The sequence below is a fragment of the Streptomyces taklimakanensis genome (genome assembly GCF_009709575.1).
Lineage (GTDB): Bacteria > Actinomycetota > Actinomycetes > Streptomycetales > Streptomycetaceae > Streptomyces > Streptomyces taklimakanensis.
Genome location: NZ_WIXO01000001.1, coordinates 4,441,220 through 4,464,994, shown reverse-complemented (window position 1 = coordinate 4,464,994; position 23,775 = coordinate 4,441,220). Strand labels below are relative to the sequence as shown.

12 protein-coding genes, 1 tRNA gene and 1 rRNA gene are annotated in these 23,775 nt (G+C 71.6%); 3 read left to right on the top strand and 11 right to left on the bottom strand.

Translation table 11 applies throughout. The annotated features are described in order from the left end of the window. Nucleotides 1-21 precede the first annotated feature (21 nt). Together F0L17_RS19790 and F0L17_RS19785 are read left to right on the top strand one after the other, a co-directional pair. Nucleotides 22-4,755 (top strand): ATP-dependent helicase, encoded by a 4,734-nt coding sequence (locus F0L17_RS19790; RefSeq protein WP_155072102.1) that lies wholly within the window; start codon nt 22-24, stop codon nt 4,753-4,755. A 126-nt stretch (nt 4,756-4,881) separates the two neighbouring features. Further along, on the top strand, nt 4,882-5,679 hold the full coding sequence (locus F0L17_RS19785; RefSeq protein ID WP_162466458.1) for a DNA-formamidopyrimidine glycosylase family protein: 798 nt from the start codon (nt 4,882-4,884) through the stop codon (nt 5,677-5,679). A 140-nt stretch (nt 5,680-5,819) separates the two neighbouring features. Here F0L17_RS19785 and F0L17_RS19780 read toward each other — a convergent pair whose 3' ends face one another. The 8 genes from F0L17_RS19780 to F0L17_RS19745 all read right to left on the bottom strand — a co-directional run bounded on the left by F0L17_RS19780 (nt 5,820) and on the right by F0L17_RS19745 (nt 19,488). Further along, nucleotides 5,820-6,203 (bottom strand): helix-turn-helix domain-containing protein, encoded by a 384-nt coding sequence (locus F0L17_RS19780; protein WP_155072101.1) that lies wholly within the window; start codon nt 6,201-6,203, stop codon nt 5,820-5,822. Between the two features lie 94 nt (nt 6,204-6,297). Beyond that, a complete protein-coding gene (locus tag F0L17_RS19775; protein ID WP_155072100.1) occupies nt 6,298-6,927 on the bottom strand; it encodes a CinA family protein in 630 nt (209 codons plus the stop codon). Then, entirely contained in the window at nt 6,917-7,561 is a 645-nt protein-coding gene (pgsA, locus tag F0L17_RS19770) for a CDP-diacylglycerol--glycerol-3-phosphate 3-phosphatidyltransferase (protein WP_155072099.1), read from the bottom strand. The genes F0L17_RS19775 and pgsA overlap by 11 nt, the downstream gene beginning before the upstream one ends. Continuing rightward, on the bottom strand, nt 7,558-9,078 hold the full coding sequence (rimO, locus tag F0L17_RS19765; protein ID WP_155072098.1) for a 30S ribosomal protein S12 methylthiotransferase RimO: 1,521 nt from the start codon (nt 9,076-9,078) through the stop codon (nt 7,558-7,560). Before rimO ends, pgsA begins: the two co-directional genes overlap by 4 nt. Before the next feature lie 71 nt (nt 9,079-9,149). Continuing rightward, complete coding sequence (locus F0L17_RS19760) at nt 9,150-9,959, bottom strand: RodZ domain-containing protein (RefSeq protein ID WP_162466457.1); 810 nt, start codon at nt 9,957-9,959, stop codon at nt 9,150-9,152. Between the two features lie 188 nt (nt 9,960-10,147). Continuing rightward, nucleotides 10,148-12,904, bottom strand: coding sequence for a DNA translocase FtsK (locus tag F0L17_RS19755; protein WP_155072096.1), 2,757 nt, complete (start codon nt 12,902-12,904; stop codon nt 10,148-10,150). 148 nt (nt 12,905-13,052) lie between these two features. Further along, a complete protein-coding gene (locus tag F0L17_RS19750) occupies nt 13,053-13,730 on the bottom strand; it encodes a response regulator (RefSeq protein WP_155072095.1) in 678 nt (225 codons plus the stop codon). 244 nt (nt 13,731-13,974) lie between these two features. Next, entirely contained in the window at nt 13,975-19,488 is a 5,514-nt protein-coding gene (locus F0L17_RS19745; protein WP_162466456.1) for a HAMP domain-containing protein, read from the bottom strand. A gap of 359 nt (nt 19,489-19,847) precedes the next feature. On the opposite strand from F0L17_RS19745, the gene F0L17_RS19740 reads away from it, so the two are divergent. After that, nucleotides 19,848-22,511: a SpoIIE family protein phosphatase gene (locus F0L17_RS19740; RefSeq protein ID WP_155073900.1), complete on the top strand. Its 2,664-nt coding sequence runs from the start codon at nt 19,848-19,850 to the stop codon at nt 22,509-22,511. Nucleotides 22,512-22,645: 134 nt separating this feature from the next. Here the strand turns inward: F0L17_RS19740 and F0L17_RS19735 are convergent. From F0L17_RS19735 to rrf, 3 genes are all read right to left on the bottom strand, one after another. After that, a tRNA-Thr gene (locus tag F0L17_RS19735) sits at nt 22,646-22,718 on the bottom strand. Nucleotides 22,719-22,781: 63 nt separating this feature from the next. Further along, the gene (locus tag F0L17_RS19730) at nt 22,782-23,495 is read right to left on the bottom strand and encodes a DegT/DnrJ/EryC1/StrS family aminotransferase (RefSeq protein ID WP_155072093.1); all 714 of its coding nucleotides are present in this window, start codon (nt 23,493-23,495) and stop codon (nt 22,782-22,784) included. A 103-nt stretch (nt 23,496-23,598) separates the two neighbouring features. After that, nucleotides 23,599-23,715, bottom strand: a 5S ribosomal RNA gene (gene rrf, locus F0L17_RS19725). Nucleotides 23,716-23,775 lie beyond the last annotated feature (60 nt).

Genomic DNA, 23,775 nt, shown 5'->3' with positions numbered 1-23,775 from the left:
GCGGGGGTGCACGATGGTCCCATGGATCGGCCATCGGCTCTCGACGCCTTCTCCCCCGCGACCCGCTCGTGGTTCACGGGGGCCTTCCACGCACCCACGGCGGCCCAGGAGGGCGCCTGGCGGGCGATCGCGGAGGAGCGCGACGTACTGGTCGTGGCGCCGACCGGCTCCGGCAAGACGCTCGCCGCCTTCCTCGCCTCCCTGGACGCGCTGGCCGCCACGCCCCCGCCCGCCGACCCGTCCCGACGCTGCCGTGTGCTGTACGTCTCACCGCTGAAGGCGTTGGCGGTGGACGTCGAGCGCAACCTGCGCAGCCCGCTGACCGGTATCCGGCAGGAGTCGGCGCGGCTGGGCCTGCCCGAACCGGAGATCCGGGTCGGTGTCCGTTCCGGGGACACCCCGCCCGCCGAGCGCCGCGCGCTGTCCCGGCGGCCGCCGGACATCCTGATCACCACGCCCGAGTCCCTGTTCCTGATGCTCACCTCCGCCGCCCGCGACGCCCTGCGCGGCGTCGAGACGGTGATCCTGGACGAGGTGCACGCCGTCGCGGGGACGAAGCGCGGTGCCCACCTCGCCCTCTCCCTGGAACGGCTGGACGAACTGCTGGACCGTCCCGCCCGCCGTATCGGCCTGTCGGCGACGGTGCGCCCGGTGGACGAGGTGGCGCGCTTCCTCTCGCCGCGCCGCGGGGCGCGGATCGTGCAGCCGCCCTCGGGCAAGGAGTTCGACCTGTCGGTCGTGGTGCCCGTTCCCGACCTGGGCGAGCTGGGCGGCTCGCCGGTGCGGGACGCGGGCGGCGAGGGGCCCGGCGGGCAGGGCGACCGTCCGTCGATCTGGCCGTCGGTCGAGGAGCGGATCGCCGACCTGGTCCAGGCCCACCGCTCCACGATCGTCTTCGCCAACTCCCGGCGGTTGGCCGAACGGCTGTGCAACCGACTCAACGAGATCGCCCACGAGCGCGCCACCGGCGAGCCCGTCCCCGAGCACCACGCGCCCGCCGACCTGATGGGAGGGTCGGGCTCCGCCGGGGGCGCGCCGCCGGTGCTGGCCCGCGCCCACCACGGATCGGTCTCCAAGGAGCAGCGGACGCAGGTCGAGGAGGAGCTCAAGGCGGGGCGCCTGCCGGCCGTCGTGGCCACCTCCAGTCTGGAGTTGGGCATCGACATGGGGGCGGTGGACCTGGTGGTCCAGGTGGAGTCGCCGCCCTCGGTGGCCTCCGGCCTCCAGCGGGTGGGCCGCGCGGGCCACCGGGTGGGCGCGGTCTCGGCCGGGGTGGTCTTCCCCAAGTACCGTGGTGACCTGGTGCAGGCCGCGGTGGTCACCGAGCGGATGCGCGAGGGCGCCATCGAGGCGCTGAAGGTGCCGTCCAACCCCCTGGACGTGCTGGCCCAGCAGCTCGTCGCCATGGCGGCCATGGACACCTGGGACGTCGACGAGCTGCTGACGGTGGTGCGGCGCGCAGCGCCCTTCGCGTCACTGCCGGAGTCGGCGTACACCGCCGTGCTGGACATGCTCGCCGGCCGCTACCCGTCCGACGCCTTCGCCGAGCTGCGCCCGCGCCTGGTGTGGGATCGCGTCGCCCACACCGTCACCGGACGCCCCGGGGCCCAACGCCTGGCGGTCACCTCCGGCGGGACGATCCCCGACCGCGGTCTGTTCGGTGTCTTCCTCGCCGGCGCCGATCCGAAGAAGGGCGGTGGCCGCGTCGGCGAACTGGACGAGGAGATGGTCTACGAGTCGCGGGTGGGCGACGTGTTCACCCTCGGCACGACGAGTTGGCGCATCGAGGACATCACACGCGATCGGGTGCTGGTCACCCCCGCCCCCGGGGTGCCCGGGCGGTTGCCGTTCTGGAAGGGCGACCAGCTCGGCAGGCCGCTGGAGTTGGGCCGCGCGCTGGGCGCGTTCCTGCGCGAGGTCGGGGGCCTCCCGACAGAGGCGGCCCGGCGACGGCTGACCTCGGCCGGGCTGGACGAGTGGGCCGTCGACAACGTCCTGGCCTACCTGGAGGAGCAACGGCGGGCCTGCGGGCACGTTCCCGACGACCGCACGATCGTCGTGGAACGCTTCCGCGACGAGCTGGGCGACTGGCGGATCGTGCTCCACTCCCCCTTCGGCGCCCAGGTGCACGCGCCCTGGGCGCTGGCCCTGCGCGCGCGACTGACCGAGCGGTTCGGCATGGACGCCCAGGTGATGCACGCCGACGACGGCATCGTGCTGCGCCTGCCCGACGCCGACCTGCTGGGCTTCGACCCCGACGCGGACCTCGGTGCGGGCCCGGAGCTCGCGGCCACGGGCCGCGACCCGGAGGAACCTCCGGTCGGCGCCGCCGACGTCCTGTTCGACAGGGACGAGGTGGAGCGGATCGTCACCGACCAGGTCGGCGGCTCGGCCCTGTTCGCCTCGCGGTTCCGCGAGTGCGCCGCCCGGGCCCTGCTGCTCCCCCGCCGCGATCCGGGCAGGCGCACCCCCCTGTGGCAGCAGCGGCAGCGCGCCGCCCAACTGCTGGAGGTGGCCGGCGACTTCGGCTCGTTCCCCATCGTCCTGGAGGCGGTGCGCGAGTGCCTGCAGGACGTCTTCGACGTACCCGGCCTCACCGAGCTGATGGGCGACGTCGAGGCACGGCGGGTGCGTCTGGTGGAGGTCACCACGCCCGAGCCGTCGCCGTTCGCCCGTTCCCTGCTCTTCGGTTACGTCGCCCAGTACCTGTACGAGGGCGACTCGCCGCTCGCCGAGCGCCGGGCCGCCGCGCTGTCGCTGGACTCCCGGCTGCTGGCCGAGTTGTTGGGGCGGGCCGAGCTGCGCGAGCTGCTCGATCCGGAGGTGTTGGCCGAGCTGGAGCGCGAGTTGCAGTGGCTCCCGGGCGAGGGCGCCGACGAGGCCGGCGGCGAAGGCGTCTCCCGGATCAAGGACGTCGAGGGCGTCGCCGACGCGCTGCGCGTGCTGGGTCCGCTCACCGACGACGAACTGGTCGAACGGGGCGCCGAGCCCGGGTGGGCGGTGGAGTTGGAGCGGGCCCGCCGCGCCATCCGGGTCCGTGTCGCGGGCCGGGAGCACTGGGCGGCGATCGAGGACGCCGGGCGGTTGCGCGACGCGCTCGGCGCGGCGCTGCCCGTCGGCGTGCCCGAGGCGTTCACCGAGCCCGTCCCCGACCCGCTGGGCGACCTGCTGGCCCGTTACGCCCGCACCCACGGCCCGTTCACCACGGCCCGGGCCGCCACACGCTTCGGGCTGGGCACGGCGGTGGCCGACGGCGCGCTGCACCGGCTGGCGTCCTCCGGACGCGTGGCCCAGGGCGAGTTCCATCCCTCGGGCGTGGAGCAGGAGTGGTGCGACACGGGCGTGCTGCGGCGACTGCGCCGCCGCTCCCTGGCAGCGCTCCGCGAGGAGCTGGAGCCGGTGCCGTCGACGGCGCTGGCCGCGTTCCTCCCCCAGTGGCAGCACCTGGACGCCGGTGGTCTGCGCGGGATCGACGGGCTGGTGCGCGCCGTCGAGCAACTCCAGGGCGCTCCGGTACCCGCCTCCGCGCTGGAGAGGCTGATCCTGCCCTCCCGGATCGCCGACTACCGCCCGGCGATGCTGGACGAGCTGACCGCCGCCGGCGAGGTGCTGTGGGCGGGTGCGGGCGCGTTGCCGGGCAAGGACGGCTGGGTCCGTCTCCTCCTCGCGGACGCCGCGCCCCTGTTGCTGCCCGAGGCCCATCCGTTGGAACTCTCCCCGCTGCACCGGGCCGTCCTGGAGGCCCTCTCGGGCGGTTACGGTCTGTTCTTCCGGCAGATCGCCGAGCGGGTCCGCGCCGCCGGACACGAGGCGTCCGACACCGAGCTGGCCGACGTCCTCTGGGAGCTGGCCTGGTCCGGGCACCTCACGGGCGACACCCTCGCGCCGCTGCGCGCCCTGCTGGGCTCGGGCCGTACGGCGGGCGCCACCGCGCACCGGGCCCGCCGCAGCGTTCCGCGCGGCCGGTACGGGGCGGCCGTGGCCCTGCCCGGTGCCCGTCCCGCCTCGGCCCGCGCCACCGCCTCGCGGACGGGCCCGCCCACCGTGGCGGGCCGCTGGTCGCTGTTGCCCGAACGGGAGACGGATCCCACCCTCCGTGCCCACGCCCTGGCCCGCACCCTCCTGGACCGGCACGGCGTGGTCACCCGGGGCGCGGTGGCCGCGGAGGGGGTCGAGGGCGGGTTCTCGGCCGCGTACCGCGTGCTGTCGGTCTTCGAGGAGAGCGGCCAGGCACGACGGGGGTACGTGGTGGAAGGGCTGGGCGCCGCGCAGTTCGCCGTGGACGGCGCGGTGGACCGGCTGCGGGCGATCGCCGGCGCACGGGAGAAGCCGGAGGGCGCCCGCCCCCGCGCGGCCGTGCTCGCCGCCGCGGACCCGGCCAACGCCTACGGTGCGGCTCTCCCCTGGCCCGAGCCGCCCCGCCCCGTGGACGGAGGCTCGGAAGCGGGCTCGGGCGGGGGGCGTGCGGTCGCCCACAAGCCGGGCCGGAAGGCGGGTTCCCTGGTCGTCCTGGTCGACGGAGAGCTGGTCCTCTACCTCGAACGCGGCGGCAGGACGCTCCTGGCCTGGCGCACCGAGGGACCGGTCCTGGAAGCCGCCGCCCTGAGCCTGGCGGATGCCGCCCGCCGGGGGACGCTGGGCACCGTCACGGTGGAGCGGGCCAACGGCTCCCCGGTGCTGACCTCGCCGTTCGGTGGCGTGCTGGAGGCCGCGGGCTTCCATCCCACCCCGCGGGGGCTGCGGCTGCGCGCCTGACGGTCGAGCGGGCCCGTCCACCGGACCCGGGCCGAGTGGAGACGATGGCCGCAGGAGGGCCGAAAGGGGGAAGGAGGACAGGGAGGCTGCCGGGAACGGAGACCGGGAACGGAAGGAGGGGACGGGGTGCCCGAGGGAGACACGGTCTGGCGCACCGCCCGGCGACTGCGCGACGCGCTGTCGTCGGGCCCGCTGGTCCGCTGCGACCTGCGCGTGCCCAAGCTCGCCACCGTGGACCTCACCGGTCGGAGGGTGGTGGAGACCACCGCGCGCGGCAAGCACCTCCTCACCCGCGTCGAGGGCGGCCTGACGCTCCACTCCCACCTGCGGATGGACGGCGCCTGGCGCGTCCACGCTCCGGGCGAGCGCTGGAGCGGCGGGCCCGGCCACCAGATCCGCGCCGTCCTCGCCACCTCCGAGTGCTCCGCCGTCGGGTACCGCCTCCCCGTACTGGAGTTGTTGCGCACCGAGGAGGAGGAGCGGGTCGTCGGCCATCTCGGCCCGGACCTGCTCGGCCCCGACTGGGACGTCGCCCGGGCCCTGGAGCGGTTGCTCTCCGATCCCGGCCGCCCCCTCGCCGAGGCCCTGCTCGACCAGCGCAACCTCGCCGGAATCGGCAACGTCTACGCGGCGGAGCTGTGTTTCCTGGCCAGGGCCACCCCCTGGCTCCCGGTCGGCGATCTCGCCGCACCCGAACGGCTCCTGGCCCTGGCCAGGAGGCTGCTGGAGGTCAACAAGGAGCGGAGCGCGCGCATCACCACCGGTGACGTCCGCCGGGGCCGCGGTCTGTGGGTGTACGGCCGGGCGGGCAGGCCGTGCCTGCGCTGTGGCGCCACCGTCCGCACCCGGGTCTCCGGCCCGTCCTCGAAAGAACGCGTGGCGTACTGGTGCCCCGGCTGTCAGCGGGGTCCCTCGCCCTCCTGACGGCCGGCGGAGAGCGCGCGGTCACGAGGGGCGGCCGTACCGGTACGGGCCCGGTCCGGTCGCGTGTTCCCACGCTCCGGGCCGGGCCCGTACCGACCGGTGTGACGTGTGTCTCGGTTCGTCCCGATCGGCTCGGCCGATCAGGCGGCCACGACGTCCACGGCCTCCGTCGGCGCCTTGATCGTCACTCGCTCCTCCGGGCGGCCCGTGACGGAGGTCACGTTCACCGTGTTGAGGACCGGGCGACGCATCGGCGCGGGCACCGTCTCGCCGGCCGCGGACTGCGCCAGTTCGGCGAGCGCCAGCTCGTCGCTGACCTCTCGCATCAGTTCGGACATCCGCACGTCGAGCGCCTCACAGATCGAGGCGAGCAGTTCGGAGGAAGCCTCCTTCTGCCCCCGCTCCACCTCGGAGAGGTAACCGAGCGACACTCGGGCGGACGAGGAGACTTCGCGCAGGGTACGGCCCTGGCGCTGGCGCTGCCGACGCAGCACGTCACCCAGCAGGCGACGGAGCAGAATCATCGGTGGCTCCCTCCTAGGACCGCTGACCCGGATCCTTCATGCCCCACCGTACCGCCTACAGCCGCGGCCGTGCGGGGAGCGATGCTGTGTTCACTCAGGGCTGCAAACATCCATTCCCCCCACCGTGTTCCGTATCCTTTGCCGGCGCATTTTCCACGAGTTCGTTCAGGAGCAACCGGACGACGGCCCTGACGGTCCCGTCGCGGATCTCCGCCCGATCGCCGTCCAAGTGCAGTTCGAGGGCCAGGGCGCGGCCCTCTCCGTCCCCCGCCCGGCCGCCCGGCTCGCCCGGTCCGGCGACCGCCACGTAGACGAGTCCGACCGGCCGACCATCCTGCGGTTCGGGGCCGGCCACCCCGGTGGTCGCCAGTCCCCAGTCCGCCCCGATCACCCGTCGCACGCCCAGGGCCATCCGGCGGGCCACCTCGGCGTCGACCGCGCCGCGCTCCGCGAGCAGTCCCCCGTCCACGCCGAGGACATCGCGTTTGACCTCGGTGGCGTAGGCGGTGACCGAGCCCCGGACGGTCGTCGAGGCCCCGGGGGCGGCCGTCAACTCGGCCGCGACCAGCCCGCCCGTCAGCGACTCGGCGGCGGCCACGCTCTGACCGCGGTCGGCCAGCAGCTCCAGCGCCCGGGCGGTGAGTTCCCTGGTGCCGTCGGTCTCGCCCTCGGCGTCCCCGTCCGGCCCGGCCTCCCGCTCCGCCACGACCGTCTCATCGCTCATGGGCACGCTCCCCCGATCGTCCCGCCTTCCTGAGGACCAGGGCCTGCCGCACGTAGTCCAGGCCGGTGCCGACCGTCAGCACCACGGCGACGGCCATCACCCACCAGCGCAGCGTGGCGAGCGGTCCGGTCAGGGCCAGGATGTACATTCCGACGGCGACCCCCTGGGCGAGGGTCTTCAGCTTCCCGCCACGGCTGGCGGGGATGACTCCGTGTCGGATCACCCAGAAGCGCATCACGGTGATGCCGATCTCCCGGAAGAGGATCACTCCCGTCACCCACCAGGGCAGGTCGGAGAGCGCCGAGAGGCAGATCAGTGCCGCTCCCATGATCGCCTTGTCCGCGATCGGGTCGGCGATCTTGCCGAAGTCCGTGACCAGGTCGTACCGCCGCGCCAGTTCGCCGTCGAACAGATCGGTGATCATGGCGATGGAGAACGCCGCCCACGCGAGGGCGCGCCAGGCCGGATCGTGCCCGCCGCCCGCCACCATCAGGAACACGAACCCCGGCACCAGGAGCAGCCGCACCATGGTGAGGATGTTCGCGATGTTCCACAGACTCACCGGCCGCGCGGCGGTGGTCTTCGATTTCGCCATCGGTCCGCCGCTCGCCGCCGAGGCCGGGATATCCGTCATGTCCCTGCCTCCTCGCTACTGTCGGAGCACCCCCAGACGGCGTCTGGGGGCGGCTCGGCCATGAGGTCCACACCCTCGGTCGCCACCACCTTCGCCTCGACCACCTGTCCCACGGAGAACCGCGAGGAGCCGGACGGGACGGTGAGGAAGGTCAGTCCGTCGGTCTCGGGAGCCTGGTGCGCTCCGCGTCCGACCGGACCCTCCTCCTCGTCCACCGACTCGACCAGGACCCGCACCGTCTCGCCGACGCGCTCCTCCGCGCGCTGCGCGGTCAGCTCCTCGGCGAGGCGCGAGATGCGGGCCAGTCGTTCCGCCACCACCTCGGGGTCGGTCTTGTGCTCGTAGGTCGCCGCTTCGGTACCTTCCTCGTCCGAGTACCCGAAGACGCCGATCGCATCCAGCCTGGCACCGATCAGAAAGCGTTCCAGTTCGTCGACGTCCGCCTCGCTCTCACCGGGGAAGCCGACGATGAAGTTCGAGCGGACCCCGGCCTGTGGCGCCCTGGTGCGGATCGTCTCCAGCAGTTCCAGGAAGCGGTCGGTGTCGCCGAAGCGCCGCATGGCGCGCAACACGCCCGGGGCCGAGTGCTGGAAGGAGAGGTCGAAGTAGGGGGCGACCTTCTCGGTTCCGGTCAGCACGTCGATCAGGCCGGGGCGCATCTCGGCGGGCTGGAGGTAGCTCACCCGGACCCGCTCGATGCCGTCCACGGCGGCCAGCTCGGGCAGCAGCGTCTCCAGCAGCCGGATGTCGCCGAGGTCCTTGCCGTAGGAGGTGTTGTTCTCGGAGACCAGCATGATCTCCTTCACCCCCTGTTCGGCCAGCCAGCGGGTCTCGGCCAGTACGTCGGAGGGGCGGCGGGAGACGAAGGCGCCGCGGAAGGAGGGGATGGCGCAGAAGGAGCAGCGACGGTCGCAACCGGAGGCCAGCTTCACCGAGGCGACCGGGCTGCTGCCCAGCCTGCGGCGGAGCGGAGCCCGCGGCCCGGAGGCCGGCGCGAGGCCGTCGGGCAGGTCGGCGGGCTCGGTCGCGGCCGCCTCCCCGTGACCGGGCAGGGCGACACCGGCTCCCTGGCGCTCGGCCGGGCTGATCGGCAGGAGTTTGCGCCGGTCGCGCGGAACGTGCGGGACGTGGGTGCCGCCGGCCAGGATGGTTCGCAGCCGGTCGGAGATGTCGGTGTAGTCGTCGAAGCCGAGCACACCGTCGGCCTCGGGCAGCGCCTCGGCCAGTTCCTTGCCGTAGCGCTCGGCCATGCAGCCGACCGCGACCACGGCCTGGGTCCGGCCGTTGCCCCGCAGGGCCTCGGCCTTGAGGTCGTTCGCCTCCAGCAGGGCGTCGACGGAGTCCTTCTTCGCGGCCTCGACGAAGCCACAGGTGTTGACGACGGCGACGTCCGCGTCGGCGGCCTCCTGGACGAGCTCCCAGCCATCCGCCGCCAGACGGCCGGCGAGTTCCTCCGAGTCCACCTCGTTACGGGCGCAGCCAAGGGTGACGAGAGCGACGGTACGGCGTTCGGGCATGGGCTCAAGCCTACTTCGTCCCGACGGCCCCGCCCGCCGTCAGGGTTTCGTCACCCCGGCCGCTTCCCGGATCACCCCTGCTCGGGGTCGCCCTTGGTGTAGCTGAGGCGCTGCACTTGGCCCATCTCCCCGACCTCGTCGACCTCCTTGCCGTTGACGAAGAGGGTGACCGCCCCGGCATTGCCGAGGACCAGGTCGATCCGCTTGTCGTCGGTGAAGGTCCGGGAGTCGCCCTCCTTGAGCACGCCCTCCTCCAGCAGCCGCCCGTTGTGGGCCTCGGCCGAGAACCAGCTCTGACCGCCCTCGGCGACCAGTTTGACGGTGACCTTGTCGGCCGGGGCCGCGGCGATGGCGCTGTCGGAGACGGACGGATCGGGGTCGGGCTTGGGGTCGGCGGGGCGGACCGTCTCCGGCTCGTCGTCGGTCTCCGGCACGGAGGTGTCCTGCGCGACCGGGGGACCCGTCTGTTCGTCGCCCCCACTGAAGAGGGTGAACCCGACGAAGCCCACCACCGCCACGATGGCGGCGACCATGGCGGCGGTCCAGTTGGGTCGGCTCGGCTCGGGGCGGATGCGCTCCGCCTCGAAGAGGGTGGCCGCGGGGGTCGGCGCCGGACGCCCGCCGTACTCGGCGTCGTACCGCGCCACGAGTTCGTCCGGATCGAGGCCGACGGCCCCGGCGAGGGTGCGGACGTGGCCGCGGGCGTAGACGTCGCCTCCGCAGCGGGAGAAGTCGTCCTGTTCGATGGCGTGCACGATCGGGACGCGGATGCGGGTGGTGGTACTGACCTCGTCCACCGTCAGTCGCGCGTCGATACGGGCCTGCTGGATCGCCCGGCCCACGGAGGGTCGGTCTTCTGGAGGAGAGTTGCCGATGGACACGGGGGCGCCTTTCGAGCGTGTAGCCACCTGCTGGATGCTCAGTCTAGAGGGGGTACGGAAGGGTCGGGCAAGCGGGCGGAGGGGGTCTGTCCGCCATAGGGATGGCCCTGCCCCCCGTCGGCGAACGCATGACCGCGCTCTCCTCCCGTTTGACGTCTTGCCAGGGAAAACGGTTGCCCGACTCATTCCTACGAGTGAGTTTCCCCGCGAATCGTCGCGAGCACGTCGTCCAGCTCGTCCGGCTTGACCAGTACGTCCCGGGCCTTCGATCCCTCGCTGGGGCCGACCACTCCGCGCGACTCCATCAGGTCCATCAGCCTGCCCGCCTTGGCGAAACCCACGCGCAGCTTCCGCTGGAGCATCGAGGTGGAGCCGAACTGCGTGTTGACCACCAGCTCGGCCGCCTGGCACAGCAGGTCGAGGTCGTCCCCGATCTCCTCGTCGATCTCCTTCTTCTTGTTCTGCCCGACCAGGACGTCGTCACGGAAGACCGGCGCCATCTGCTTCTTGCAGTGCTCCACGATCACCGCGACCTCTTCCTCGGTCACGTAGGCGCCCTGCATACGGGTGGGTTTGCCCGCGCCCATCGGCAGGAAGAGGCCGTCGCCCTTGCCGATCAGCTTCTCGGCACCGCCCTGGTCGAGGATGACGCGGCTGTCGGAGAGCGAGGAGGTTGCGAAGGCCAGCCGCGAGGGCACGTTCGCCTTGATCAGACCGGTGACGACGTCGACGGAGGGCCGCTGGGTGGCCAACACCAGGTGGATGCCCGCGGCCCGGGCGAGCTGGGTGATCCGCACGATCGCGTCCTCCACGTCACGCGGCGCCACCATCATCAGGTCGGCCAGCTCGTCCACGATCACCAGCAGGTACGGGTAGGGGGCCGGCTCCCGCTCGCTGCCCTCGGGGGCCTTCACCCTCCCCGCGCGCACCGCCGCGTTGAAGTCGTCTATGTGGCGGAAGCCGTAGGTGGCCAGGTCGTCGTAGCGCAGGTCCATCTCGCGCACGACCCACTGCAGCGCCTCGGCGGCCTTCTTGGGATTGGTGATGATCGGGGTGATCAGGTGGGGGATGCCCTCGTAGGCGGTCAACTCGACCCGCTTGGGGTCCACCAGCACCATCCGGACGTCCTCGGGAGTGGCTCGGACCATCACCGAGGTGATCAGGCAGTTGATGCAGGAGGACTTGCCGGAGCCGGTCGCTCCCGCGACCAGGACGTGCGGCATCTTCGCCAGGTTGGCCGTGACGTAGCCGCCTTCGACGTCCTTGCCGAGCCCGACCAGCAGGGGGTGGTCGTCGCCGGCGGCCTCCGCCAACCGGAGGACGTCGCCGAGGTTGACCATCTCCCGGTCGGTGTTGGGGATTTCGATGCCGACCGCCGACTTGCCCGGGATCGGACTGATGATCCGCACGTCGGGGCTGGCGACGGCGTAGGCGATGTTCTTGGCCAGCGCGGTGATCTTCTCGACCTTGACCGCCGGGCCCAGCTCCACCTCGTAGCGGGTGACCGTCGGACCGCGGGTGAAGCCGGTGACGGCCGCGTCCACCTTGAACTCGGAGAAGACGGTGGTGAGCGAGGCGACGACCGCGTCGTTCGCGGCGCTGCGGGTGCGGCCGGGACCACCGCGCTCCAGCAGGTCCAAGGAGGGCAGCGCGTAGGTGACGTCGCCGGCGAGCCGGAGCTGCTCGGCCCGCGGCGGCAGGGAGTCGGCGGCCGGTTCGGCGGGGGCCTTGGTCAGGTCGGGCACGCCCTCCCGTCCGGTCCCGGGGCGCGCCGCGCCGCCGGAAGCGGTCGGGACGGCGGTGCGTTCGCGCCCGTTCCGGCGGCCCGCCGTCCGGCCCGTCCCCGTCTCCTCCCGTTCCCTGGTGTCCCGATCGGCCCTGACCGAGTTGGTCAGGTCGGCGACCAGCGGGGAGGGCTGCACACCGTGCAGCACGGCGCCCTCCAGCTCGGCGGCGGCCGCGGCGGCCACGTCCACGGCGCCCGGCGAGTCGCCGCCTGGCGCGGTCTTGGTCGAACGGCGTGTCCGGCGACGGCCGTCCAGCGCCTCCTTCTCGGCCCGGAAGGCGTCGTCGCCGTCCTTGCGCAGGTTCGTCCGCCGAGGGCGCCGGGGGGCCTCCTCGGCGTAGGGGGCGTCGTACTCGGCGTCGTGGTCGCCGGGGAACCCCGTGTCCTCCTCGGCCACCAGACCGAGCCGCACGCCCAGTTGACGCAGCCGCTGGGGAACGGCATTGACGGGAGTGGCGGTGACGACGAGCAGCCCGAAGACCGTCACCAACAGCAGCAGGGGGACGGCCAGGGCCTCGCTGACGCTGAGGACCAGCGGCTTGGAGACGGCCCAGCCGATCATGCCGCCCGCGTCCCGCACCGCCCCGTCGCCCTCACCACGCCCCGGGGTGCCACAGGCGACGTGCACCAGCCCGAGCAGACCGACGGCCAGCGCGGAGAGGCCGATGACGATGCGTCCGTTGGCCTCCGGCCTCTCCGGATGGCGCATCAGCCGCACCGCGACGGTGCCCAGCAGGATCGGCACCAGCAGGTCCAGGCGGCCGAAGGCACCGGTCACCAGCATGTCGACCAGATCGCCGACCGGGCCCTGGAGATCGGACCAGGTTCCGGCCGCCACCACCAGCGCGATGCCGAGCAGCAACAGGGCCTGCCCGTCCTTGCGGTGCGCCGGGTCCAGCCCTCTGGCGCCCTGGCCCACGCCGCGCAACAACGCGCCGACGGCGTGCGCGACACCGAGCCACACGGCTCGGACCAGGCGGAGGACACCGCTGGTGGGCGACGGCGCCGGCTTCGGCGGGGGCTTGGGCGCCGCCTTCCTCACGGCTTTCTTCGCCGGCGGCTTCCTGGGCGCGGCGGACCTCGACGCCGGAGTCCTTCTGGCGGGAGCCTTCTTCGCGGGCGCCTTCTTGGCGGCCCTGCCGGACGTACGTGAGGCCATGGTGCCGAGATTACCCGTGCGAGCCCCTGGAGACACGGACGCGCGTGTGACCGAGTGGGACGTGTGTACGGACACGCGGCCGGTCCTGTCACTCCGTCAGGGAATGTCGCGCCGGGGGACGCGCGACGGCCGGTGGCCTACCGGTCCGTCAGTTCTGCGAGGGCAGCGAGCCGGCCGGTCCGCCGTTGCCCGGTTCCAGGGCGTCGAGCGCCCGTCGCAGCCCGGAGAGCTTGCGCTCCAGATGGGCGGCGGTGGCGACCGCCGCGGCATCGGCGGAATCGTCCAGGTGTTTGGAGAGCGCCTCGGCCTGTTCCTCGACCGCCGCCAACCGCGCGGAGAGTTCGGCCAGCAGCCCGGCGGGTCCCTTGACGCCGTCCTCCGCGGCGTTCTGTCCCTCCAACTGGAGCCGGAGCAGGGCGGCCTGTTCCCGCAACTGAACGTTTTTCATGTACAGGTCGACGAAGACGGAGACCTTGGCCCGCAGAACCCACGGATCGAACGGCTTGGAGATGTAGTCGACGGCTCCGGCCGCGTACCCGCGGAAGGTGTGGTGCGGACCGTGGTTGATCGCGGTGAGGAAGATGATCGGGATGTCCCGGGTGCGCTCGCGCCGCTTGATGTGGGCCGCGGTCTCGAAGCCGTCCATGCCCGGCATCTGCACGTCCAACAGGATGACCGCGAAGTCGTCCGTGAGCAGCGCCTTGAGCGCCTCCTCCCCTGACGATGCCCGTACCAGCGTCTGGTCCAGCGCGGAGAGGATGGCCTCCAGCGCCAGCAGATTCTCCGGTCGGTCATCGACCAGGAGGATCTTGGCCTTCTGCACCATGGCCCGTCCTCCTCGCCCCGACAGCGTTCTGGTCGCCGCCACTGGCAACGACTCCTTCGCGCCGCCCGTCCTTGTGCCGGTCATGGTAGCCCCACCTCGCGGCCCACCACACCCTGTCACCGAGATGTCACTGTGCACGTACCTGAAACGCTGCGGAGGTCTCGAAGGTTCCCCGAAACCAGCACTTCCACACCTAATGCGCCGAGAATCGACAGCGCATCACGCGCACCGGAACCATCGCACATCACCTCTCCCGCATCCACTGCGCCATGACGGACAGCAGATGATCGGTGTCCACCGGCTTGGTGACGTAATCCGACGCCCCGGACTCGATGCTCTTCTCCCGGTCCCCCTTCATGGCCTTGGCGGTCAGCGCGATGATCGGCAGCCCGGCGAACTGTGGCATCCGCCGGATCGCCGCGGTCGTGGCGTACCCGTCCATCTCCGGCATCATGATGTCCATCAGGACGACCGCCACGTCGTCGTGCTGCTCCAGCACCTCGATGCCCTCGCGCCCGTTCTCGGCGTAGAGCACCTGAAGGCCGTTCTGCTCCAGCACGCTGGTGAGGGCGAAGACATTGCGGATGTCGTCGTCGACGATCAGCACCTTCTCGCCGCCGAAGACGTCCCCGGAACGGCTCTCCGCCGCCCCGCGGCCGCTCTCCGGCCACACCGGCGCCTTCTCCTCCACGGCGCCGCCCCGTTCCTCGACCGGCTGCCGCGGCGGCTGCTTCTTCGGCATCGGCGGCACCTGGCGCCGTCGGGAGGCGAGGGCCGCGGCGGCGCGCTCCGCGGCGGGCACGTCCAGCACACCGCCCGACTCCCGTTCCGTCGTTTCCTCCCCCGCGGGAGCGTCGGCGGTCTCGGCGTCGTGTTCCCTCTCGACCCTTTCGACGGCTCCCAGGGGCCCCGCGGGCTGCGGGTATCCCTGGGGTGGCAGGTCCGCCGGGTTCAGGGGCAGGTAGAGGGTGAAGGTGGAGCCCCGGCCCGGCTCGCTGACCGCGTGGATCTCGCCGCCCAGCAGTCGCGCGATCTCCCGGCTGATGGACAGCCCCAACCCGGTGCCGCCGTACTTGCGGCTGGTGGTGCCGTCCGCCTGCTTGAACGCCTCGAAGATCACGCGCATCTTGCTCTGCGCGATTCCGATGCCGGTGTCGGTCACCGAGAACGCGACCAGGTCGGCGTCGGCGTCGCGCAGCGAGCCGTGCTCCAGCATCTGCTCCCGGATCGACTCGGGCACGTCCGACTTGGCCGAGCGGATCACCAGCTCCACCGCACCGCTGTCGGTGAACTTCACCGCGTTCGACAGCAGGTTGCGCAGGACCTGCAGCAGCCGCTGCTCGTCGGTGTGGAGCGTCGGCGGGAGTTCCGGCGACACCCGCACCGAGAAGTCCAGCCCCTTCTCGGCGGTGAGCGGCCGGAAGGTCGCCTCCACATAGTCCACGAGCTGCACCAGCGCGATGCGGGTCGGGCTGACGTCCATCTTGCCCGCCTCGACCTTCGACAGGTCGAGGATGTCGTTGATCAACTGCAGCAGGTCCGAACCCGCGCCGTGGATCGTCTCGGCGAACTCCACCTGCTTGGGCGAGAGGTTCCCCTCGGCGTTGTCGGCCAGCAGCTTGGCCAGGATCAGCAGCGAGTTCAGCGGGGTCCGCAGCTCGTGCGACATGTTCGCCAGGAACTCGGACTTGTAGCGCATCGAGACGGCGAGCTGCTCGGCGCGCTCCTCCAGGACCTGCCGCGCGTCCTCGATCTCGGAGTTCTTGATCTCGATGTCGCGGTTGGTCTTGGCCAACAGCTCCGCCTTCTCCTCCAGCTCCTCGTTCGACGCCTGGAGCGCCTTCTGGCGGCTCTCCAGCTCGATCGAGCGCTCCTGGAGCTGCTCGGCCAACTCCTGCGACTGCTTGAGCAGCCGCTCGGTCTTGGTGTTGACGCTGATGGTGTTGACGCTCGTGGCGATCATCTCGGCGATCTGGCTGAGGAAGTCCTTCTGGATCTGGGTGAAGGGCTGGAAGGAGGCCAGCTCGATGACGCCGAGCACCCTGTCCTCGAAGAGCAGCGGCAGCACCACCACATTGGCCGGCGGGGCCTCGCCGAGGCCAGAGGCGATCTTCAGGTAACCGGGCGGGGCGTTCTCCACCAGGATCGTGCGCCTCTCCTCGGCCGCGGTGCCCACCAGGGACTCGCCCGGCCGGAAGGAGGTGGGCATGGTCCCCGGCGAGTAGCCGTAGTTGCCGATCATCCGCAGTTCGTACGAACCGTCCTCGCTGGCGCCCACCCCGACCTCGGTGCCGCCGCCGGTCGGCGCCGCCACGAAGAAGGCACCGTGCTGGGCGGAGACCACCGGAGTCAGCTCGCTCATGATCAACCGGCCGACGTCCTCCAGGTCGCGGCGGCCCTGCATCAGACCGGAGATGCGGGCGAGGTTGCCCTTGAGCCAGTCCTGCTCCTGGTTGGCGAGCGTGGTCTCGCGCAGGGTGGCGATCATGGTGTTGACGTTGTCCTGGAGGGCCAGGATCTCGCCCGCGGCGTCCACGTCGATCTTCACGTTGTGGTCACCGCGGGTCACCGCGGCGGCGACCGCCGCGATGGCGCGCACCTGACGGGTCAGATTGCCCGCCATCTCGTTCACCGACTCGGTGAGGTCCTTCCAGGTGCCGGAGACGCCGTCCACCCGGGCCTGACCGCCCAGCTGTCCCTCGGTGCCCACCTCGCGGGCGACCCGGGTGACCTGCTCGGCGAACGACGACAGCTGGTCGACCATCGTGTTGATGGTGGTCTTCAGCTCCAGGATCTCGCCCCGGGCGTCGATGTCGATCTTCTTGGTGAGGTCGCCCTTGGCGATGGCGGTGGTGACCATCGCGATGTTGCGGACCTGACCGGTGAGGTTGGACGCCATGGAGTTCACGGACTCCGTGAGGTCCTTCCAGGTACCCGAGACCCCGGGCACCCGCGCCTGGCCGCCCAGGATGCCCTCGGTGCCCACCTCGCGCGCCACCCGCGTCACCTCGTCGGCGAACGACGACAGGGTCGTCACCATGGTGTTGACGGTGTCGGCGAGCTGGGCCACCTCGCCACTCGCCTCGACGGTGACCTTCTTGGTGAGATCGCCGTTGGCGACCGCCGTCGCCACCTGGGAGATGTTGCGGACCTGACCCGTCAGGTTGGACGCCATCAGGTTGACGTTCTCGCTGAGGTCCTTCCAGATGCCGGTGACCCCCGGCACATGGGCCTGGCCGCCGAGGATGCCCTCGGTGCCCACCTCGCGGGCGACCCGGGTGACCTGCTCGGCGAACGACGACAGCTGGTCCACCATCGTGTTCACGGTCGTCACCAGGGCGAGGATCTCCCCCTTGGCGTCGACGGTGATCTTCTTGGAGAGGTCGCCCTTGGCGACCGCGGTGGTCACCTCGGCGATGTTGCGCACCTGGGAGGTCAGGTTGTTCGCCATGCCGTTGACGGACTGGGTGAGGTCCTTCCAGGTGCCGGAGACCCCCTCCACCTCGGCCTGGCCGCCCAGGATGCCCTCGGTGCCCACCTCGCGCGCCACCCGGGTGACCTGCTCGGCGAACGACGACAACTGGTCGACCATCGTGTTGAGGGTGTTCTTCAGCTCCAGGATCTCGCCCCGGGCGTCCACCTCGATCTTCTGCGACAGATCACCGCGCGCCACCGCCGTGGCGACCTGGGCGATGTTGCGCACCTGGGCGGTGAGGTTGCCCGCCATGCCGTTGACCGAGTCGGTCAGGTCCCGCCACACACCGGCCACTCCGGGCACCTGCGCCTGGCCACCGAGCCGACCCTCGGTGCCCACCTCGCGGGCGACCCGGGTGACCTGCTCGGCGAAGGCCGACAGCTGGTCGACCATGGTGTTGAGGGTGTTCTTCAGCTCCAGGATCTCGCCCCGGGCGTCCACCTCGATCTTCTGCGACAGATCACCGCGCGCCACCGCCGTCGTCACCTGCGCGATGCTGCGGACCTGGGCGGTGAGGTTGGACGCCATGGAGTTGACGGAGTCGGTCAGGTCCTTCCAGGTGCCGGAGACGCCGTCCACCCGGGCCTGGCCGCCCAGCCGGCCCTCGGTGCCCACGTCCCGGGCCACGCGGGTGACCTGCTCGGCGAAGGCGGAGAGCTGGTCCACCATCGTGTTGACGGTGTTCTTCAACTGGAGCATCTCGCCGGACACGTCCACGGTGACCTTCTGCGACAGATCACCGTTCGCCACCGCCGTCGTCACCTGCGCGATGTTGCGCACCTGTCCCGTGAGGTTACGGAAGGCGGTGTTCACCGAATCGGTGAGGTCCTTCCACGTCCCCGCCGCACCCGGCACCTGCGCCTGACCACCCAGCTCGCCCTCGACACCGACCTCCCGGGCGACCCGGGTGACCTCGGACCCGAAGGCGGAGAGCTGGTCGACCATGGTGTTGACGGTGTTCTTCAGCTCCAGCATCTCGCCGGACACGTCCACGGTGACCTTCTGCGACAGATCACCGTTCGCCACCGCCGTCGTCACCTGCGCGATGTCGCGCACCTGCGCCGTGAGGTTACGGAAGGCGGTGTTCACCGAATCGGTGAGGTCCTTCCACGTCCCCGCCGCACCCGGCACCTGCGCCTGACCACCCAGGACGCCCTCGGTGCCCACCTCGCTCGCCGCCCGCGTCACCTCGTCGGCGAACGTCCGCAGCGTCTCGGTCATCGTGTTGATGGTGTCGGCGAGCTGCGCGACCTCGCCGCGCGCGTTCACCGTGACCTTCTGCGACAGGTCGCCGTTGGCGACCGCCGTCGTCACCCGCGCGATCTCGCGCACCTGGGAGGTGAGGTTGCCCGCCATCGTGTTGACGGAGTCCGTGAGGTCCTTCCACACGCCTCCCGCGCCCGGGACCCGCGCCTGGCCGCCGAGCTGGCCCTCGGTGCCCACCTCGCGTGCGACGCGCGTCACCTCCGACTGGAAGGCGGAGAGCTGGTCCACCATCGTGTTGACGGTGTTCTTCAGCTCCAGCATCTCGCCGGCCACGTGCACGGTGACCTTGCGGGACAGGTCGCCCTTCGCGACCGCCGTCGTCACCAGGGCGATGTCGCGCACCTGGGCGGTGAGCCGGGACGCCATCGTGTTGACGGAGTCGGTCAGATCCTTCCAGGAACCGGACATGCCGCGCACCCGGGCCTGGCCGCCCAGCTTGCCCTCGGTGCCCACCTCGCTGGCCACCCGCGTGACCTCGTCGGTGAAGGTCGACAGCTGGTCCACCAGCCCGTTGACGGTGCGCCCGACCTTCAGGAACTCGCCCCGCAGCGCCTGCGTCGTCCCGTTCGCCCCCTGGACCCGCAGATCCATCCGCTGTTCCAGATCGCCCTCGGCGACCGCCGACAGCACCCGTCCCACCTCGGAGACGGGTCGCACCAGATCGTCCACCAGCGCGTTCGACGCGTCGATGGCCGAGGCCCAGGCCCCCTCGCAGGCCCCCGTCTCCAGCCGCTCGGTCAGCTTGCCGTCACGGCCGACCACCCTGCGTACCCGTGCCAGCTCGCTGGTGAGGTGGAGGTTGCGGTCGGCGACCTCGTTGTAGACGGCGGCGATCTCGGCCATCGGGCCGTCACCGGTGACGGTCAGGCGTTTGCGGAAGTTCCCGTCCCGCATGGCCTCCAGAGCGGTCAGCAACCGATTGACCGCGGCAGCGTCAACCTCGATCACCCCGTTTGCCCGAGACCGTCCGCTTTTCGTGCGCGTGCCGGCGCCTCGCGCCGTTCCGCCAGACTGCACCGTGTCCCTCCCGCTGGGTCGAACGTTCCGCCCGGGCATTCACTTCGAGCCTTCCCAGTGTTTCACCATGGTGGAACCAGGCGATAACAGTTCGGCAGCATCGCACACCGCCGACCGAACCCCCCAAAGGGGAAACACCCGCATCCGGGGCCCGCCGGTACTGCGAACGTAAGTAACCTGGCATCCGGCTGTCCATCCGCCCCGGATCCGCCGGGACGGACGGTCGCGTGATCACGACGGGCAATCGGAGGGGCGCTGCGGTGGACGAGGCGAGTGCCGGGCAGCGGCTGGTCGCGGCGTCGGTGGGCGCTCAGCGGGCACCCCTGTCCCCGGCGCGCACGGACGGCGACGACGGATCCATGGGGAGAGAAGTGATCACGGCGCGAGCTGCGGCTACCTTCGAGCCGGTCGGACGCTCGGTCGCGGCCGCCCGCGCCTTCGTGCGCGACACCCTCCACGGATGGGGACTGGCCGACATCGTCGACGACGCCGTGGTCCTCACCAGCGAACTGGTCACCAACGCCGTCGTCCACGCCGGCACCGCCGCCGACGTCCTGTGCCTGCGCGAGGGCGACGGCAGCGTGCGCGTCGAGGTCGTCGACCGCTACCCCGACCGGGGTCTGCCCGTCCAGGACCTGGGCCACCACTTCGGCGACCCGGACCGCGAGGGCGGCCGCGGCCTGCTGCTGTGCGCCTCGCTCGCCGACCGCTGGGGCGTGGAGTACACCTCCACCGACAAGCACGTCTGGTTCCGTCTCGACCTCCCCGAGCGTCCGGTCGGCACCCGCAGCGCCGGTCCCGCGCTCCCCGACAGCGCCCTGCCCGTGACCGACGCCCGGATTCGCGTCGCCGTGCTCCAGGTCGACCGGGGCGGCACCGTCTCCGCCTGGAACGACGACGCACAGGCGCTGTTCGGCTACACCTCCGAACAGGTCGTCGGCAAACCCCTCACCGACCTGGCGGCCTGGCCCCACACCCCCGGACTGGGCACTGGCATCGCCGAGGCGTTGACGCTCTCCCGCTGGGAGGGCTCGTACGGCATCCGCGGCTCCGACGGCCGCACCCTTCCCGTCTACGCCTCCCACCTGCGCGTCCGCGACGCCGACGGCGAGCCGTCCACCATCTGCCTGCTGGTGCGCGACCACGAGCGCGCCGTGCTCCAGTCCCCGCCGCGCGGCGGCGCCTCCGACAACGCCGGTTCTCCCGAGGGCCGCGAGCGCCCCGGCGCCGACCCCTTCGAGGCCTTCATCGGCTCGCCCCCGCCGGACGATCTCGACGGCCTGCTCCAGCGCACCGTCGAACGGGCTCGCGACATGCTCGACGGCGACGCGGCGTTCCTCCTGCTGGCCACCGACGACGAGACCGAGTTGGAGGTCCGTGCCACCACCGGTCTGCCCTCCGCCCGCCAGCGCTTCGCCCGGGTTCCCGTCGAGGCGGGCAGCGGCCGTTACGGCTCGGCCCGGATGCCCTCGGTCCACGAGGACCTCACCGCCGTTCCCGGCGCGGTCCCCCTGCTGGAGGGCACGGGGATGCGCTCGGTGGTCACCGTCCCGCTGAAGGTCGAGGGGCGACTGACCGGCTCCCTGGGCGTCTCCGCCGAGTCCCCCGGCCGCTACACCAACGAGGAGGCGCTGCGGTTGCAGTTCGCCGCCGACCGGATCGCGCTCGCCGTGGAGTCCGCTCGGCTGACGGAGCTGGAACGGCTGCGTCGCGGCTCGCTGTCCTTCCTGGTCGAGGCGTCCGACCTGCTCGCGGGCACTCTCGACCGTGACCAGACCCTCGCCCTGATGGCTCAGATGACGGTTCCCACCCTCGCCTCCTGGTGCGCCGTCTACACCATCGCCGACCAGTCCTCCGAGCCCGAGCTCTCCTACGTGCTGCACGAGGACGAGGAGCGCATCGACGGCCTCAAGGCGCTGCTGACCAAGGTCCCCCCGCCGGACCCGGTCCCCACGCCCGGCGCCCGGGTGTGGAGCGCGCCGGGCGACGCGGCGCACTCCGCGGCCCTGCGCACCTCCCTGCGCAGTCTGGGCCTGGACAAGACGGGCCTGGCCGGCGACCGTCTGCCCTCCCTCTCGTCCGGCATCGCCGGCACCACCCTCTCCACGGCCTCCGCCGTCGGCGGTGAGACGGTCGTCCTGCCGCTGGTGGCGCGCAACCGCGTCATCGGCATGTTGACCCTGGGCAAACCGACCGAGGAGCGTTTCCGGCAGGAGATCCTGGAACTGGCCGAGGACCTCTCGCGCCGTGCCGCCCTGGCCCTCGACAACGCCCGCCTCTACAGCGAACGGACGGCCATCAGCCAGTCCCTCCAGCGCAGTCTGTTGCCGCCCGAGCTCCCCCGGGTGCCCGGAGTGGAGGTCGAGGTCATCTACCGCGCCGCGGGCGAGGGCAACGAGGTCGGCGGTGACTTCTACGACATCTTCCCCATCGGGGACGGCGCCTACGGCTTCGCCATCGGCGACGTCTGCGGCACCGGCCCGGAGGCCGCGGCGGTCACCGGCCTGGCCCGTCACGCGCTGCGCCTGCTGGCCCGCGAGGGCTTCGGAGGGCCCGCCGTCCTGGAACGGCTCAACGCCGCCATCCTGGACGAGGGATCCCGCAGTCGCTTCCTGACCCTGCTCTACGGCGAGCTGCGCCCGCAGCCGGAGGGCGGCGCCGCCCTCCGAGTGGTCTGCGCGGGCCACCCGCTGCCGCTGCGCCTGCGCCAGGACGGCACCGTCGAGCCCGCGGCCGAACCGCAGCCGCTGCTCGGCGTGATGGACGATCTGGAGCTGTACGAGGAAACCGTCACCCTCGATCCGGGCGACGTCCTGTTGTGCGTCACCGACGGCGTGACCGAGCGCCGCGAGGGCACCCGCATGCTGGGCGACGACGGCTTGGCGGAGGTCCTCACCACGTGCACGGGACTGACGGCCGGCGCCGTGGCCGCGCGCGTGATGCGGGCGGTGGAGCGGTTCGCCGCGGACGCGCCCTCCGACGACATGGCGATCCTCGCGATGCGCGTTCCCGAGCAGGACTGAGTGGGGGGAACGGGCTCGGTGGGACGAGTCCTGGAGCCCTGGGGAGGACGAACCGGAGGGAAGGACCGGGAGAGCGGGCAAGTCCGAAGAGGCCGAGGCCCCCGCCTGGTGGCGGGGGCCTCGGCCTCTTCACGAGCCCCAATACGGAATCGAACCGTAGACCTTCTCCTTACCATGGAGACGCTCTGCCGACTGAGCTATTGGGGCGAGCCAGCGGTATAGATCATACCCGACTCCCGGAGTCGTCTCGACCACCCTCCCCGAGGAGGCTCAGCAGGCCGGTTCCATCAACAGGCCGCCCAGGGCGTTGCAGTTCGAGACGATCCTCTGGAGTTCGCGACGGGTCATCGAGCCCGCCAGGGGAAGCGCCAGGCATTCCCCCACGGCGCGTTCGGTCTCGGGCAGCCACACATCCGCCCGGAACTCCGGCAACCGGTACAGGGGCGCCCTCACCGGTACCCGGCATTCCACGCCCCGGGCCGCCAGCGCATGCTTGAAGGCGTCCCGATCGGGGCGACCGTTCCCCGGCACCCGCACCACGTACTGCTCGTAGGAGTGTCGGACCCCCGCCGCGACGGACGGAACGATCACGCCCTTCAGGCGAGCGCTCAGGAACTCGGCGTACTGCCGACGGCGTCCCTCGTCCACCGACGGCGCCGTCCACTGCCCGCCGGCCGGTTCGATGACATCGATACCGTGCCGCTGCGCCAGCGCACGCAGACACACCATGTCGGCGGGGTGCCCGAAGAGGTGCACGGGGATCACGGCCGCGGTCCGCTCGGTCAGGACCGAAGCGACGGACGCGGGATCGAGACAGAGGCTCCTCGGGTCGATGTCGGCGAAGACCGGCAGGGCGCCGACCCTCCGTACGGCGGCCGCCACATCGCTGTCGCCGTACGCGGGTACGACCACTTCGTCCCCGATGCCTATGCGGCGTCCCTCGAGCTCGGAGCGCAGAGTTCCGCCCAGTGTCGTCGTCCCCATGCCCGTGATGCTGACGGCACCACATGAACGGACGGTGACGAAACAAGAAAGAGCCGTGGTTTCCGGACCAACCAGTCCGGAAACCACGGCTCTTCAACATATCGTTCGGCGGCGTCCTACTCTCCCACACGGTCCCCCATGCAGTACCATCGGCGCTGAAAGGCTTAGCTTCCGGGTTCGGAATGTAACCGGGCGTTTCCCTCTCGCCATGACCACCGAAACACCATCCGAGTGTTCCTAGCGAACAAGCACACTGTTCAATTGGAAACCTCGAAAATCC

Excerpts from the sequence above, each read along its gene's own strand:
- pgsA (WP_155072099.1), bottom strand. The coding sequence starts at position 7,561 with ATGACGGATATCCCGGCCTCGGCGGCGAGCGGCGGACCGATGGCGAAA.
- rimO (WP_155072098.1), bottom strand. The coding sequence starts at position 9,078 with ATGCCCGAACGCCGTACCGTCGCTCTCGTCACCCTTGGCTGCGCCCGT.
- F0L17_RS19775 (WP_155072100.1), bottom strand. The coding sequence starts at position 6,927 with ATGAGCGATGAGACGGTCGTGGCGGAGCGGGAGGCCGGGCCGGACGGG.
- F0L17_RS19750 (WP_155072095.1), bottom strand. The coding sequence starts at position 13,730 with ATGGTGCAGAAGGCCAAGATCCTCCTGGTCGATGACCGACCGGAGAAT.
- F0L17_RS19730 (WP_155072093.1), bottom strand. The coding sequence starts at position 23,495 with ATGGGGACGACGACACTGGGCGGAACTCTGCGCTCCGAGCTCGAGGGA.
- F0L17_RS19780 (WP_155072101.1), bottom strand. The coding sequence starts at position 6,203 with ATGATTCTGCTCCGTCGCCTGCTGGGTGACGTGCTGCGTCGGCAGCGC.
- F0L17_RS19755 (WP_155072096.1), bottom strand. The coding sequence starts at position 12,904 with ATGGCCTCACGTACGTCCGGCAGGGCCGCCAAGAAGGCGCCCGCGAAG.
- F0L17_RS19740 (WP_155073900.1), top strand. The coding sequence starts at position 19,848 with ATGGGGAGAGAAGTGATCACGGCGCGAGCTGCGGCTACCTTCGAGCCG.
- F0L17_RS19790 (WP_155072102.1), top strand. The coding sequence starts at position 22 with ATGGATCGGCCATCGGCTCTCGACGCCTTCTCCCCCGCGACCCGCTCG.